Genomic DNA, 14,965 nt, shown 5'->3' on the forward strand with positions numbered 1-14,965 from the left:
TTTTTTCTTATCTGTCTTTGTTGCCTTAACAGCCTGTTGCCGGGTTCAGGCGGGAATAGAGATTTTTGACTATTATGGACGATTGGTGACGTATACAGACAGGCCTGTAATAATCAGCTCCATGACTCATTTGCGTCGGGTATTTGAAGCTCCCAATATGATGTTAAAGAAGAACCAGCTGGGCTTTCTCCATATCAGTGCCCTTGACCCGGAGTTGCCCTGGCGTGAGGAAAATATTGGGCTCGGGAGGCCGGAATTTGCTGCATCTATGAGAACCCGTAAAACCCTTGAGTCGGTGAAATTGTTTGATAAAGGTATAGACTTTAATCGTCGTATTGTTGTCGCCGTGCACGGTGACCAGGGTGGTTACATTATCGTAAGTGCCGGGGGTTCTGAGGATGAGATCAGCAGCGGTCTGGAAGTACATATAGATCCCGAAACAGGAAAACCAATACCGATTGATGGCTTTATAATTATGGATGCAAGAGACTTCGGCAGAAACATGGGAAAGTTCTTTCAGGAGTACAAGCTCAACCCTGCGCGGATTGATATGTCCTGCTGCTGTGGGGGGCTTGTGAGCGAAAAAATGAAAGCAGGGCTGGCAGATTCTGGTTATAACAACGTTGAACTGGTCTCTTTCAAACTCAATACGATTCAAGGGCACCAGGGCGAAGGGGAAGAGATGCGCGCTGTTTTCGGTGTGGTCGATAAAGAAGCAGGGTATCGCTACACGATTGATGCGCCGCACTTTTACGTTGATGGTGTTGTTGATGTTTTCCAAAATGCTGTCACCCGTGAGCAGCTGGGTAATCCTCGAGCCATTGAGCCGGTAACATCCGACCATCCCCTCTCCTGCAGTACCTGAAGTTCTGTCTCCCTGCAGTCTGCTACACCAGAGTAACGGATAGGTATGGCCAGCTGTTTTTCCTGTTTCTTACTATCCTTGTTCTTCTGCCAGGCCTGTTATCTGTTATAGGGTTCCCATGAAGACGTTGGTGCGTGTTACTGGCCTTTCTCGATTCTGGAAGTTTTCTTTTTTCTTATCTGTCTTTGTTGCCTTAACAGTCTGTTGCCGGGTTCAGGCGGGAATAGAGGTCTTTGACTATTATGGGCGCCTGGTGGGTTATTCGGACAGACCCCTGCTAATTTCCACCATGAATCATATGCGCTGGGTATTTTCCGCTCCCAATATGATGTCGAAGGAAAACCAGCTGGGCTTTCTCCATATCGGTGAACTTGATCCGGAGCTGGCATGGAGTGAAAAAAATGTTGGTCTTGGCAGACCGGAGTTCGCTGCGGTTATGAGAACCCGCAAAGCACTTTCGTCAGTGAAAATGTTTGATGAACAGATAGCCTTTAATGGTCGTGTTGTTGTCTCTGTGCACGGCGGAGGAAATGGTTATGCTGTCGTGAGTACCGGGGGGGCTGATGAGGAGGTTTCAAGGGGATTGGAAGTGCGAATAAATCCCAAAACAGGAAAACCCGTACAGATTGATGGTTTTATAATCATGGAAGCAAGAGACTTGGGCAGAAGGCTGGGAGGTTTTTTTCAAAAATACAGTATCAAGGCAACACGGGTTGATATTGAATGCTGTTGTGGAGACGTTATGGGGGAAAAAATTAAAGAAGGTCTGGCGGATTCCGGTTATAACGACGTTGAACTGGTCTCTTTTAAACTCAATACGGTTCAAGGCTACCAGGGCAGGGGTAAAGGAAAGCGTGCCGTTTTCGGTGTAGAGAGTGCGGGAAAAGGATATCGCCACATGATTGATGCAGAATACTTTTATGTTGATGGTGTTGTCAGTGTTTTTCAGAGTGCTGTAAACCGGGAGCAGTTGGGTAACCCTCCACCCACTGAGCCGGTAACATCCAGGACTGCCGCTACCTGTCGCACCTGAGCCTCCGATGGCAAAGAAACCCCGGGAATTTTTCCTGAAACCTGGCATTGTGGTTTACTCTTGAGCGCCCACAGCTTTATGGGCTGTCAGTCCGGCATGTTTTCTGTAACAATGCGCGACTTTTTATCGTTCCAGAATCCTTTTATGCCAAAGACTGCTCCTGATCTGTTTTCCTACCCCAAATACTGGGCAGAGTGCTATGGCTCTGCCCCTTATCTGCCTATGTCCAGGGAGGAGATGGATGGGCTGGGGTGGGACTCCTGTGATGTGATTATCGTCACCGGGGACGCCTATGTAGACCATCCCAGCTTTGGCATGGCGGTGATTGGCCGGTTCCTGGAGTCCCAGGGGTTTCGGGTGGGGATAATATCCCAGCCGGACTGGAATGGCCCCGAAGACTTTATGAAGCTGGGTCGGCCCAATCTGTTCTTTGGTGTGGCCGCCGGCAATATGGATTCCATGATCAACCGCTATACGGCTGATCTGAAAGTCCGCAGTGATGATGCCTACACCCCCAATGCCGAACCAGGCAGGCGCCCGGACCGGGCGGTCACCGTATACAGCCAGCGCTGCCGCCAGGCCTATAAAGATGTGCCTGTGGTTCTGGGTGGTATTGAGGCCAGCCTGCGTCGTATTGCCCAGTATGATTACTGGTCCAATGAAGTACGCCGTTCGGTACTGATTGATTCAGGCGGTGATATTCTTCTCTACGGTAATGCCGAAAGGGCCATGGCCGAACTGGCCCACCGGGTTGCCGCCGGTGAGAAGGTACAGGATATGAACGATATCCGTGGCACGGTGGTGATTAAACCCTTGACCCCGGAAGGCTGGACCGAGATTGATTCCTCCCGTATCGACTGGCCTCGGGATATTTCTTCTCTGGAGGAAGCTTATGGTGCCAACCCTTACGAGTGGAAGGAGGAGAGTGACTGCGCCGAGAAAAAGAGCGTGCAGGTTGTAGAGCCGGGTGAAGAAGTAAAAGCCGAGCCTGTTCGTATTATTCCCCTGCCTCTGCACCGCAGGGCGGATCTGGATAATGACAGAACCTGCATTCGTCTGCCCTCGTTTGAGAAGGTCAGCAAAGATCCGGCCCTCTATGCCCATGCATCCAGGGTCCTGCACCAGGAAGCCAATCCCCATAATGCCCGGGTGCTGGTACAGAAGCACGGCAATCGGGAAGTCTGGGTGAACCCGCCTCCCATTCCTCTGGAAACACCGGAGATTGATGGTGTATTTGGCCTGCCATACCAGCGTCGTCCACACCCGTCCTATGGGGACGCGAAAATACCCGCTTACGATATGATCAAAACCTCGGTTAATATTATGCGGGGTTGCTTTGGCGGCTGTACCTTCTGCAGTATTACCGAACATGAAGGGCGGGTAATCCAGAGCCGTTCCCATGAGTCCGTACTGGCGGAGCTTGAGGATATCCGCGACAAGGTTCCCGGTTTTACCGGTCAGATTTCTGATCTTGGCGGGCCTACGGCCAATATGTACTTCCTGAACTGTAAGTCTGCGGAGATACAGGCCAGCTGCCGTCGTCTTTCCTGTGTGTTCCCGGGTATCTGTAAAAATCTGGTGACCTCCCATAAGCCCACGACGGAGCTTTATCGCAAGGCCCGTAAGGTGCCGGGTATCAAAAAGATTGCCATAGCTTCCGGTCTTCGTTATGACCTTGCCGTGGAAGATCCGGAATATGTGAAGGAGCTGGTGACCCACCATGTGGGCGGATACCTGAAGATTGCCCCGGAACATACCGAAAAGAACACCCTTGACCTGATGATGAAACCGGGTATGGGAACTTACGACAATTTCAAGAAGATGTTTGAGAAGTTCTCCAAAGAAGCTGGAAAAAAGCAGTACCTGATTCCCTACTTTATCGCAGCCCACCCCGGTTGTTCCGATGAAGATATGATGAACCTTGGCCTGTGGCTCAAGAAGAACGGTTTCCGGGTGGACCAGGTGCAGACTTTCTATCCATCTCCCATGTCCCTGGCCACGGCCATGTATCATTCAGGCCGTAACCCGCTGAAGAAACTGAGTTACAAGGATGGCCGGCTGTATATTCCCCGGAACCTCCAGCAGCGCCGCCTCCATAAAGCGTTTCTGCGCCATCATGATGAGAAGAATTTCGCCACCCTGCGGGAAGCCCTGAAGGAGATGGGGCGCATGGATCTGATCGGTAACGGTCAGCATCAGCTGGTGCAGGGAGAAGATAACCATGGTCGTCAAACCCGCAGGCAGGGAGATCGTCCCCCTGCAAAAAATGCCGGTAAGCCGTTCCAGAAGGCCCGTGGCGGGCAGTGGGACAGCCGCTCGGCAGGTGGTCATAACAGAAAGAAAAACGGCAATGGCAAAAAGCCCGTGTCCAGGTACCGTTAACTTCGCGGACTTTTAACTTCGTTTTTAATTATCCCCGGATTCATGCAGATATTCGGGGATAATTACCTGTGGGAGAATTTCTGATTCGTTATAGCGGCTATATTGTTACCCGCTTTTCGCAATATGAGAATTCATGCCATGAAGTTTTCAACCTGCAATGGCGAACCCTCCTGCAAACCGAGAGGCTACCAATGCTGTTCTCTGTGGATTTTCTGCTGTTTTTTAGCATTCGTCTCTCTTGCACAGGCGAATTCCCGTACGGTAGATATTGTTAACGGGGCAGGTCATCAGTTCGAGAAAAATATAAATTTGCCTGTATTTATACCAACCAGCAAAATCCTCGCCCATCTGAATATCCAGAATCGGGGAGATCCCTGGGATCGTGCCGGAAGAATTTACATTGATACACCCGGGGGCTCTATTGATCTGGTGAAGTTTGTCACCGGTTTTGGCGGAACCTACGCCAATGAGCCTGTCGACGTAACAAACCTGCTTCCCGTTCTCAGGGACAATGTCACAATTCATGGTGATATCTGGCAAAACAGCCAGTGGGGCATGACTTTTTCGCTTGAGGAAGTCTTTGGTGGCAACCAGGAAAAGCCCACAACATGGGTCCTTCCGGTCATCCCATCTGGCACTGCGTTTGATCACAGTACATTTCTGAATGGCAGAAAGGTCTACCATGTCACAATTCCCATGGACGTCCTTAATAAAGACAAGATCACCCTGCACTACTACGCCGCGGGTTATGGCGGCAGCAATGGTCGCGGGTGTTGTGAGTTTCATTCGCGCATCCACAGAATCTGGGTCAATGGAAAGCTCGTTTATAAAAAAATGCCCTGGCGTGGGGCTTCAACAATGTTTCGGAACCGAAACCCTTACTCCGCAAAATGGTGGCCCGGGTGGTCATCAGATTTTGCCCGCTCGGGCTGGCTGCCAGGTGATGTTATTTGGCCTGATACCGTTGATGTGACCGCATTCCTGCATCCTTCTTCCGATCAGGGGCAGGTTTTTGAATTCGAGGTCGAGAATCTGGACTCGGGGAATTTTGATGTTTCCTGCTATCTGAGTGCGAGCTGAGAAACGCGCATAGTGAAAAAGACCCAGCCCGGGTATACGGTCATGGATGGGTGACTGACGTCAGGTTTCTGTGGTCATTTGAGCGGGCTCTGATCCTTCGTCCGGTATCTGTGCCGGACGATAACCAACCACCGATGACAGAGACATAACACTGGCTTTACCCAGTTCCCAGACGGACAGGAATACACCTTTGAATTCGGCTCCGAGAGTCCAGCTTAATAACAGCCCGGCCAGGCCATTAACGGAGGGCAGGGTAATCTCAGCGGCCTGGACACCTCTCAGGCAGGGGTCTGTCTGCAGCCCTGTCCACATTAAGCCGTAGGCCGACAGGGTAAAACAGGTTGATGCTCCCGCACCAATGAGAAAGAGCAGGTTATTTGGCAATTCCTTTAATCGGCAAAGGTTTTTCCAGCCTTTGCGCTGAAACCAGTTTGCTGTTTCAGAGAAGTTTGCCCGTATCACCATGGAGTCGGTGACAGCGGAGGCAAAGGCCATTGTCTGGCCAATCACATGATAATAAGCGTATTGCAGGGCAAAACCGGTAGGCTTGCAGTTTGCGGCTCTGTTGGCTGATGCCAGAATATCGTTGATAAACGGGGATGTCAGCCCCCAGACATAGCCCATGCTTATCAGGTGCAGTGGGATATGGGTGGTTCTGCGCAGCCATAACCGGAGTCCGCTCAGCCTTGTCTCAACAGCTTCACTGTCCAGAACCCTGACGGAAACACTTTTCCCTTCCCTGACTCTTTTTTTAAGGGCCGCGATGATATTGCGGGCTTTATGGGGTTTTGACGACAGTGGAATAACAGTCATCAGTCGTTCCCAGGCACCTCTGCGGTTAATAATACGTTCAGCCAGGACGCGACCGGTCGTCTCCCAGGAAGGTGCCTCCTGGTTATTGACCAGTGACAGATAGTCGGGGGAATTCTTCAGGGTTCTGAGCATTTCCCCGAGAAGCCAGACAGCTCTGTCCGCGTCCTCTTCTTTCTCCGGGTCGTGTCCCCGTAGAAAGTCGTAAAACTGATCCATTATCCTCCAGAGGAAAAACAGGTTTGAGCAGCCGTTGATAAGCGCTCCTGTGAAGGCCAGGGCGACAGGAATACCCAGAAGGGTTAGGGCGGTATAGGCCCCCAGGGCTTCAAATATGACCGGTGCCAGGGACAACAGAGCTGTCAGAATTTGTGAAGGGTGGGAAATACCTTCCCAGGTCATGCGGTTGGCAGCATAAGCCCCAAACAGATTAGCTGTCAGGAATGACAGGGCGGAGACACCTATGGACAGGGGGTTGGCGATTCCGCGACTTAATCCACTTACCTGGAAAAACTCTGTCAGTCCGGCCCGGCCTATCCACAGTGAGGCTCCGCTGAACCCCAGGAATGCCAGACCGGCCGTCGCCCGCTGGAACAGATGGTGATTAAGCCGGCTGGGCTGGTCTTCGTAAGCGGATATCGCACCACGTAATAACTCATCAAGGTTGCTCTGCAGGTTTCCCGTTGTCAGTGAACTCAGGGGGCCGGAAAGGTCTTTGGCAGGCAGCCCCTGCTCAAGGCAGCGCTGCTTTAAGGTTCCCGGAGTGTTGCTCCACCAGTGGGAGACTTGCTCTTCTGCTGAGGGGGGCTCTTCCGGAGTATGACGCTCAGGCGCTGTTGACTGAGAAACTGCAACAACTCTTTGTTTTAAAAGCGTTTGTTTTAAAGGCGTTTGTTTTAAAGGCGTTTGCTCTACAGGCGTTTGTTCTACAGACGTTAGGTTTACCCAGCCCCGGGGATAATGGGACTGTCTCTCTAAGGTATCATCAGGCCGCGTGCCGGAATTCTCAGGGGGCAGTGGAGGGGCCGTTGTAGTGCGGGGTATCATAACCAGCTCTCCCACATGGGTGGCTTATTCACTGGATACGATCGGGTCCAGTATGGAGTGAAAAAAGGTCTGTTCCAGAGAGTATTGATGATGCCGTTTTGTTTCTTTGTGGATCTAACAGGGCAGTTATCCGGGAGAGTGCGATCGTAAATAAAGTTGGTTATAAAAACTTTTTCCGGTATATCTGTGCGCTTCTGTATGGAAGTGAATGTAAATCCCGGGGAGTAGGTGTCAGTGCAGGAACTATCTCAAAGAATAATACCGGAAGGATTCCGCCAGATCAGTGATACAGATTTTGACCTTCTGATTGGCCCTTTTTATATGACAGAGCCGGAAGGGCAGGTCTACCGCTTTGGGCTTTATGGTGAGCAGCGCCATACCAACAGTCTGGATACCATTCATGGTGGCATGATGATGAGCATTATGGATGAAGGCATGGGTGCAACAGCCAACCTTATCTGTAACGGTAAGTGCTGTACTGTCAGTATGAACTGTGACTTTATCGCGCCGGGCATGGTGGGGGAGTGGCTGGAGTGCGTAGCTACAGTCAAACGCACGGGTTTCAGTACCGTATTTATCAATGGCGAACTGTACAGTAATGATCGACTGGCTTTGACCGCATCCGGCGTATTTAAAATTCTTGAAAGAAACTGAATCTGTTTTCTTTTATACGCCGTAAGAGTAAATGTATAAACGTCCAGCACCTTTGGCGACAGGGAAAAGTAACTTCCCTGTCGTTTTTTTATCCCTTCAAAATGATTACGAGCGTTGTTGTGGCAGAGATTGCTATCCCCCTATAATCGGTAACAGAACAACAGCGCATAAAAATAAATCCAGAAGTCATTATTTATGTCCCTGACTGATCAGATTCTCCAGAACCTTTCCCAGGCCGTTAGCGGTAAACCCCGGCAATTGCGGCAGGCCCTGTGCTGCCTGCTGGCCCGTGGTCACCTGCTGATTGAAGATGTACCGGGCATGGGCAAAACCACCCTGGCCCATGCTTTGGCCAGAGTCACCGGTCTGGACTGGCGACGGGTGCAGTTCACCAGTGACCTCCTGCCCGGGGATATTCTCGGGATATCTGTGTTCGACCGGAACAGTTCCACATTCCGCTTCCAGCCCGGCCCGGTATTTACCAGCCTGCTGCTGGCGGATGAAATCAACCGGGCCACGCCCCGTACCCAGAGCGCGCTGCTGGAAGCCATGGAAGAAGGGCAGGTATCTGTGGAAGGGGAATCCCGCCCACTGCCGGAACCTTTCTTTGTGATTGCCACCCGCAACCCTGTTTCCCAGTCCGGAACCTTTCCCCTGCCGGAATCCCAGCTTGACCGTTTTTTAATGCGTATTCAGCTTGGTTATCCTGACCCTGCCGCAGAACGGGCCATGCTGGGAGGGCAGTCCGGGCGTGCTGTGCTGAACCAGTTGCAGACCCTGTTAAACCCGGAGCAGCTGCTTTCACTGCAGGTGCGGGTGGATCAGGTAAAGGCCAGTGACCAGTTGCTGGATTACCTGCAGCGACTGGTGGCCTCGACCCGTGAAGGGGACAGGTTTGTCTGTGGCCTCTCCCCCCGCGCTTCTCTGGCGTTATTGGCGGCAAGCCGTGCCTGGGCCTTTATGGCGGAGCGGGATTATGTGCTGCCAGAAGATGTGCAGGCGATATTCCCCGCTGTTGCCGGGCACCGTCTGCAGAGCCGTAAGGGAGAAGCGATCAATACATTGCTGTCCGAAGTTGATGTAACCGGTGCCTGATGGGCTGCTTCCCGGATATTCAGGAATAATTTTCCATGGCGCTGAAAAATATCGGCCGGGCCAGCTGGAGTCGCTGGCTTAACCGGCGCATTCCACCGGCACGTTCCGTCACCCTTGACCAGAAAAGCCTGTTTATTGTTCCCACTGCAGCAGGTTATGCCTTTCTGCTGGTGGCGGTTTTAATCTTCCTGGCCGGAGTCAATTACCGCAACAGCCTGAGCTATGGTGTGTCGTTTTTTATGGTCTCTCTGTTCCAGATTACCCTGTGGCAGACCTGGCGCAACCTTGCGGGAATAATCCTGACAGCACGACAGTCGTCTTCTGTTCATGCCGGACAGATGGCCGGGTTCCAGATTGCCTGCCGAGGTGTTGCAGAACGCAGGCAGCAGGGGGTTATGGTTGGCTGGCCGAAACAGGGCATGATCCGGGTTGATCCTCTGGCCGCGGAAGTGGATGTGGTGATCGGCCATCCGGTGGCTGAGCGGGGCTGGTTTTATCCGGGTCGTTTGAAAGTTCAGACGGTTTACCCCCTTGGGCTGTTCCGGGCCTGGAGCTGGGTTGATCTCGACCAGAAGGTGCTGGTCTGGCCCGCTCTGCAACCGGTGGAGCCGGTTACATCCGATGCCGCCGGTGAAGACGGCCACCGGGAAGTGGCCGATGGTATGGATGATTTTGCCGGGCACCGGTCGTTTATGCCCACGGACTCCGCCGCCCAGGTGGACTGGAAAGCCCTGGCCCGCAGTGATGAGCTTCTGGTGCGTCGTTTCCATGGCCTGGCCGGTGAAGATCTGTGGCTTGATCTTGCTGAAGCCCCCGGTCTGAATCTGGAACAGCAACTTAGCTGGCTGGCCAGCCAGAGTCGTTTACTGGGTGACAGTGGGTTGATCTGGGGCCTGACCCTGGGAGGGCAGAGTACCGGACCGGGGCAGGGTCGTGACCATGCCCGCCACTGCCTGGATGCCCTGGCCCTGTTTGGCAAAAACGAGCAGGGAGGTCGGAGCTGATGTTAAGTAAAGCGTCGGGTAATAAAGTATTGGGTAATAAAGTGCAGGGTAAAAAGAAAACAGTTTCTGAGCCTGTTACCCGTGCTGCCAGCTTCAGCCTTGTGGTCACTCTGGTGATGGTGTGTCTGCCCCTGTTAACGGTTCTGCCACCGGGTATTTTTGCCCTGGTGGCCGTTGCCGTAGTCTGGCGATTGGTTCTGTTGCGCTCAAAAGGCAGGCTGCCGGGCTGGCTTATTCGTTCGCTGCTGGTGGTACTGGCCCTGGCTCTGATTATTCTACATTTTGGTACCTTGCTGGGTCTGGAGGCTGGCACTACAACACTGGTTGCCGCTTATTCATTGAAGCTGCTTGAACTGCGCACCCGCCGGGATGCGCTGCTGCTGACCTTTCTTGGCTTTTTTGTGGCGGTGACCGGACTGCTGTTTTCCCAGTCTATTCCCATGACCGCTTATCTACTGTTGTGCCTGGTGGTGCTTGTCTCAGTTCTGGTAGGTTTGCACCAGAGCAGAGAGCAGACAGCGGTTATGCCTGTGGTGAAAACGGGCCTGATACTCAGCCTGCAGGCTTTGCCCCTGATGGTGATCCTGTTTGTGCTGGTTCCCCGGATTCCGCCCCTGTGGGCTGTACCTTTGCCGGATAACTCGGCGAAAACAGGTCTTTCCGATGAAATGGCACCGGGGGATATTGCCCGCCTCAGCCAGTCCGCGGAACTGGCTTTCCGGGCCACCTTTACCGGCCCGGTGCCACCACCGGAGCAGCGCTACTGGCGGGCGGTGGTGATGCACTGGTTTGATGGACGACGGTGGTTCCAGGGTAAGCAGCAAGACTGGCTGGCCAGCGGAGCAGATGAGCGTGATCTGGTTAGCTGGCATCCCGAAGAACCTTTATGGCCTGTACCCCTGGAGGCGGATGAATCAGATACGTCGTATAACTACGATATTATTCTGGAGCCCAGCGGGCGCTCCTGGCTGCCGGTGCTTGGCCCGGTCAGCCAATCGGTTTCCGGCGCTGGCCTGACCCGGGACCGGCGGTTGCTGGCCAAAGAGCCGGTGGATATTCTTCGTCAGTACTCCATGACGTCCGGTGCGGACTCTGCCTTTGACAGAAAGTTACCGGCCTGGTTACGTGATGTCAGCCTGCAGCTTCCTGAAGGAGGTAATCCCAGAGCCCGGCAGATGGCTGAACAACTGTCGGAGCGTTTTGAGGGTAATACCACCGGGCTGGTCAACCATGTACTCGATCACTTCCGGCAGGAAGAATATTTCTACACCCTGCGTCCGCCGCTGCTATCGGGGGATACAGTTGATGGCTTTCTGTTCGACAGCCGCCAGGGTTTCTGTGCCCATTATGCTGGTGCGCTGACGTTTATTCTCCGGGCCGCCGGTGTGCCTGCACGGGTGGTAGCGGGCTATCAGGGCGGTGAGGTGAAGCCGGGAACCCGTCCGGATGAGACTGTTATCCAGGTGCGCCAGTTTGATGCCCATGCCTGGGTGGAGTTCTGGCAGCCAGGTTATGGCTGGCAGCGGGTAGACCCTACCGCTGCGGTGGCACCGGACCGTGTGCGCCAGGGGCTGGAGTCCGCTGTGGCCAGGGAAGGTTCATTTCTGGAAAGTTCTCCTCTGTCCGTGGTGCGTTATCGCCATGTGCAGTGGCTGAATGCTCTGCGTCTGCAGTATGAGCAGATGGAGTACCAGTGGCAGCGCCTGGTACTCTCCTATGATGATGAAGCCCAGAAAGACCTGTTTAAAAACCTGTTTCCCGGCCAGGATACTCTGCAGACCCTGCTGCAACTGCTGGTAACCAGCGTAATGCTGATGATGCTGGTGGCCGGTATCTGGCTGATAAAACCCTGGCAGCAGCGACTGGCTCCCGTGGACAGGTATTACCAGACATTCTGCCGACGCATGGCCCGGAAGGGTATTCCCAGGGAAAAAGGAGAGGGGCCGGAAGCCTACGCCCGTCGTATAGCAAAGGAAAAGCCAGCCCTGGCTCGTCAGGCTATGCAGGTGACAGCTGTGTATATCCGGTTAAGTTACGGTATTCCGGAGCAAGGGGATTTGCGAAGGTTAAGGGCGTTGTTATAAGTGCAGATGTGGCGGCATTTCTGATCGACTAACCGGGATAACTGGGGAGAATCATTGCCAACAGCAGACGTACTGTCCATCCTGTGCAGCTGTCGATGAGCTTGTTTGGGAAAGGCTTGGTAAGATAACCGTGTTTCAAACACCGTCAGGATGATGTTCCTTTCATGGCTTTCCAGCTTCGCCCCTATCAGAAAGATGCTGTTTCCAGTGTTATTCGCCACTTTCGTAACACCAGTTTACCGGCGGTGGTGGTTCTGCCTACGGGGGCAGGAAAGAGTCTGGTCATCAGTGAGCTGGGGCGAATTGCCCGGGGGCGGGTGTTGGTGCTGGCCCATGTGAAAGAGCTGGTGGAGCAGAATCATGGCAAATACGAAAGTTATAACCTGAAAGCCTCTGTCTTCAGTGCCGGGCTGGGACGTAAAGAGGCTGCGGAGCAGGTGGTGTTTGGCAGTGTGCAGTCGGTGGTGCGTAATCTCGGGCATTTCCAGGATAGCAACTACACCCTGCTGGTGATTGATGAATGCCACCGTGTCTCTCTGGAAACCAGCAGCAGTTACCACAAGGTGATTAATCATCTGCGGGGATTGAATCCCAATCTGAAAATTCTGGGATTAACCGCAACCCCTTACCGGCTGGAGATGGGCTGGCTTTACAATTATTTCTCCCAGCCCGGTTGCCAGCAGCGGGTCAGGACTGATGACAAGCGTTTTTTCTCTGACTGCGTTTTTGAGTTGCCCCTGTCTTATATGATCGACAACGGTTACCTGACACCACCGGTTATGGTGGATGCTCCTGTGGCCTGGTACGACTTCAGTCGTTTGCCTTCCGATGGAAACGGACATATTCGGGAAGCGGACCTGAACCAGTTATTGCGGAAGGAAACCCGGGCCACAGCGGCCATTATCCACCAGGTTGTAGAAGAGGCAAAGGAACGCAGGGGGGGCATGATATTCGCTGCGACCGTGGATCATGCCCGGGAAATCCTTGGTTATCTTCCGGAACATGAAGCCGCTTTGATTATTGGTGAAACCCCGGGCCCGGAACGGGACAGTCTGATTACAGCCTTTAAGGATAACCAGCTGAAATATCTGGTGAATGTTTCGGTACTGACCACAGGCTTTGACGCGCCCCATGTGGATTTGATCGCTATTCTGCGGCCAACAGAATCCGTCAGCCTCTATCAGCAGATTGTTGGCCGCGGGCTGCGCCTTGCTGAAGGCAAGAAAGATTGTCTGGTGATGGATTTCGCCGGTAATAATTACAACCTGTTTTCTCCCGAAATTGGTGAACCCCGGCCGGATTCCGGCTGTGTACCGGTGGATATTCCCTGCCCTGTGTGCGGCTGCCAGAACCAGTTCTGGGGAAGGCTGGATAAAGACGGTGATCTGGTGGAACACTTTGGCCGTAGATGTCAGGGGTTGATTTACCATAATGAAGGTGAGCAGGACGGCGAACGGCGGCGTTGTGAATTCCGTTACCGTTTTAAGGAGTGTGGCGAATGTAACGGGGAAAATGATATTGCCGCCCGCCGCTGCCATGACTGCGGCAAGGTACTGGTCGATCCGGATCAGAAATTACGGGACGCCCTGAATCTGCGCAATACCACGGTGATTCGCTGTTCATGGATGACCATGGTTGTCGAGAACGCCAGGAACGGAAAACCCCGGATCAAAGTCAGTTATTTTGATGACGATGGCCTGGAGATACCTGAGTACTTTTATCTGGAAACTCCCGCCCAACAGGGTGTTTTCTATCACAGGTTTGGCAAGCTTCACCAGATTAACCGGGGGGAAGTATTCCGGGCCAGAACTCCTGATGATGTGGTCTGTCAGCAGAAGAAATTCCGCAGACCGGATTTTGTGATTGCTACCCGGGAGAAAAAAGGCTGGCAGATCCGGGAGAAGATTTTTGACTATATAGGCAGATTTTCCACCGCTGATAATGCGGGTTAGCGAGGCTTTTCCAACTCCTGTCTGGTTTTTCCATAGAGGATAACGGGGTGGAGTTCGTAGAGTTCCCGCAGGGCCCACAGCCTTTCATCAAGGTGATAAAACAGTGTGGTGAATGTATTTCTCCGGTCATCATTGGTGATGGGGATATGGCGGTTCACGATAATACTTCTACTAAAGTAATTTAGGGCCAGGGCAATATCTTTTAATGTTGCAGACCATAATTGCCTGGGGTTGCAAACACCTTTGAAAATAAACTTTTCTATACGCTGGTCTCGTTGAAAATCCACGACTTCCACAAGTTGGTTCGGGTGTGAGGCATAACCCAGATGATCGCTGAGTTGCATAGTGGGTACACATTTATTCAAGCGTTTTCCCACTTCCTGGAACAGGAGAGCAATGGCATCCACATACTCCTTATCATTGGTATCCTGAAAACAGCGTATGTTTCGAGCTTCAATCAGGCGTAACTGGCGAATAATGACCATTGCAAGGGTTTCCGCTGTATACATATCCATCTTCAGCGTGCCTTGCCTGTGGCTTTCCATCAGTTTGTCCAGATTCCCCTGAGAGAGCAGGCTGTTTGTTTCCAGTTGGCTGGTGGCGTCCGGGAGCCTGAGTTTACCCGATGCAGCATCCCATACAGGCATTGCAGGCGTTGCAGGCATCGCAGGCATCGCAGGCATCGCAGGCATCGCAGGCATTAAGAGTACAGCCGGATGGGGTTGAGCAAATAGAGTCTGGCTATTGCTTGTCAGCAGTGGGCTGGGATTTAGTGGCCTGTGGATATGCCTGTTATGGGGCTGAAAGCTCTGGCATGACCTTGTTGACAAGGATGGTTGTGAACCGCTCCATTCTGGCAGCGTGGAGTAATAACTGCCTTGAGACAGGCCGTGTGTGCTATGGGACAACCGGGGTTCAGAACGGCTTCTGTAAAGAGCATCTTCTTTTGAAGGGAAGGT

Annotated in this window: 11 protein-coding genes; 9 read left to right on the forward strand and 2 right to left on the reverse strand. The window is 52.9% G+C overall.

All coding sequences use genetic code 11. The features are described from left to right. Window positions 1-121 precede the first annotated feature (121 nt). The 4 genes from ACY2RQ_RS12990 to ACY2RQ_RS13005 all read left to right on the forward strand — a co-directional run bounded on the left by ACY2RQ_RS12990 (window position 122) and on the right by ACY2RQ_RS13005 (window position 5,360). Window positions 122-865: a hypothetical protein gene (locus ACY2RQ_RS12990; protein WP_490113413.1), complete on the forward strand. Its 744-nt coding sequence runs from the start codon at window positions 122-124 to the stop codon at window positions 863-865. Window positions 866-983: 118 nt separating this feature from the next. Next, window positions 984-1,898, forward strand: a complete 915-nt coding sequence (locus tag ACY2RQ_RS12995) for a hypothetical protein (RefSeq protein ID WP_490113414.1) — start codon at window positions 984-986, stop codon at window positions 1,896-1,898. 144 nt (window positions 1,899-2,042) lie between these two features. Next, complete coding sequence (locus ACY2RQ_RS13000; protein WP_490113415.1) at window positions 2,043-4,280, forward strand: YgiQ family radical SAM protein; 2,238 nt, start codon at window positions 2,043-2,045, stop codon at window positions 4,278-4,280. 309 nt (window positions 4,281-4,589) lie between these two features. Next, window positions 4,590-5,360 (forward strand): peptide-N-glycosidase F-related protein, encoded by a 771-nt coding sequence (locus tag ACY2RQ_RS13005; RefSeq protein WP_490113416.1) that lies wholly within the window; start codon window positions 4,590-4,592, stop codon window positions 5,358-5,360. A gap of 60 nt (window positions 5,361-5,420) precedes the next feature. On the opposite strand, the gene ACY2RQ_RS13010 is transcribed toward ACY2RQ_RS13005, so the two are convergent. Beyond that, on the reverse strand, window positions 5,421-7,217 hold the full coding sequence (locus ACY2RQ_RS13010) for a hypothetical protein (protein ID WP_490113417.1): 1,797 nt from the start codon (window positions 7,215-7,217) through the stop codon (window positions 5,421-5,423). Window positions 7,218-7,451: 234 nt separating this feature from the next. Here ACY2RQ_RS13010 and ACY2RQ_RS13015 point away from each other — a divergent pair, with 234 nt between their 5' ends. The 5 genes from ACY2RQ_RS13015 to radD all read left to right on the forward strand — a co-directional run bounded on the left by ACY2RQ_RS13015 (window position 7,452) and on the right by radD (window position 14,006). Then, window positions 7,452-7,871: a PaaI family thioesterase gene (locus ACY2RQ_RS13015; RefSeq protein ID WP_490113418.1), complete on the forward strand. Its 420-nt coding sequence runs from the start codon at window positions 7,452-7,454 to the stop codon at window positions 7,869-7,871. 195 nt (window positions 7,872-8,066) lie between these two features. Continuing rightward, window positions 8,067-8,966, forward strand: a complete 900-nt coding sequence (locus ACY2RQ_RS13020) for an AAA family ATPase (protein WP_490113419.1) — start codon at window positions 8,067-8,069, stop codon at window positions 8,964-8,966. A 35-nt stretch (window positions 8,967-9,001) separates the two neighbouring features. Further along, entirely contained in the window at window positions 9,002-9,970 is a 969-nt protein-coding gene (locus ACY2RQ_RS13025) for a DUF58 domain-containing protein (RefSeq protein WP_490113420.1), read from the forward strand. Next, window positions 9,970-12,054 (forward strand): transglutaminase TgpA family protein, encoded by a 2,085-nt coding sequence (locus ACY2RQ_RS13030; protein WP_490113421.1) that lies wholly within the window; start codon window positions 9,970-9,972, stop codon window positions 12,052-12,054. Before ACY2RQ_RS13025 ends, ACY2RQ_RS13030 begins: the two co-directional genes overlap by 1 nt. Before the next feature lie 164 nt (window positions 12,055-12,218). Beyond that, on the forward strand, window positions 12,219-14,006 hold the full coding sequence (gene radD / locus ACY2RQ_RS13035; RefSeq protein WP_490113422.1) for a DNA repair helicase RadD: 1,788 nt from the start codon (window positions 12,219-12,221) through the stop codon (window positions 14,004-14,006). On the opposite strand, the gene ACY2RQ_RS13040 is transcribed toward radD, so the two are convergent. Further along, window positions 14,003-14,653, reverse strand: coding sequence for a hypothetical protein (locus tag ACY2RQ_RS13040; RefSeq protein ID WP_490113423.1), 651 nt, complete (start codon window positions 14,651-14,653; stop codon window positions 14,003-14,005). The genes radD and ACY2RQ_RS13040 overlap by 4 nt on opposite strands. Window positions 14,654-14,965: the final 312 nt, after the last annotated feature.

It is taken from the genome of Parendozoicomonas sp. 209JJ7-1 (assembly GCF_058147085.1).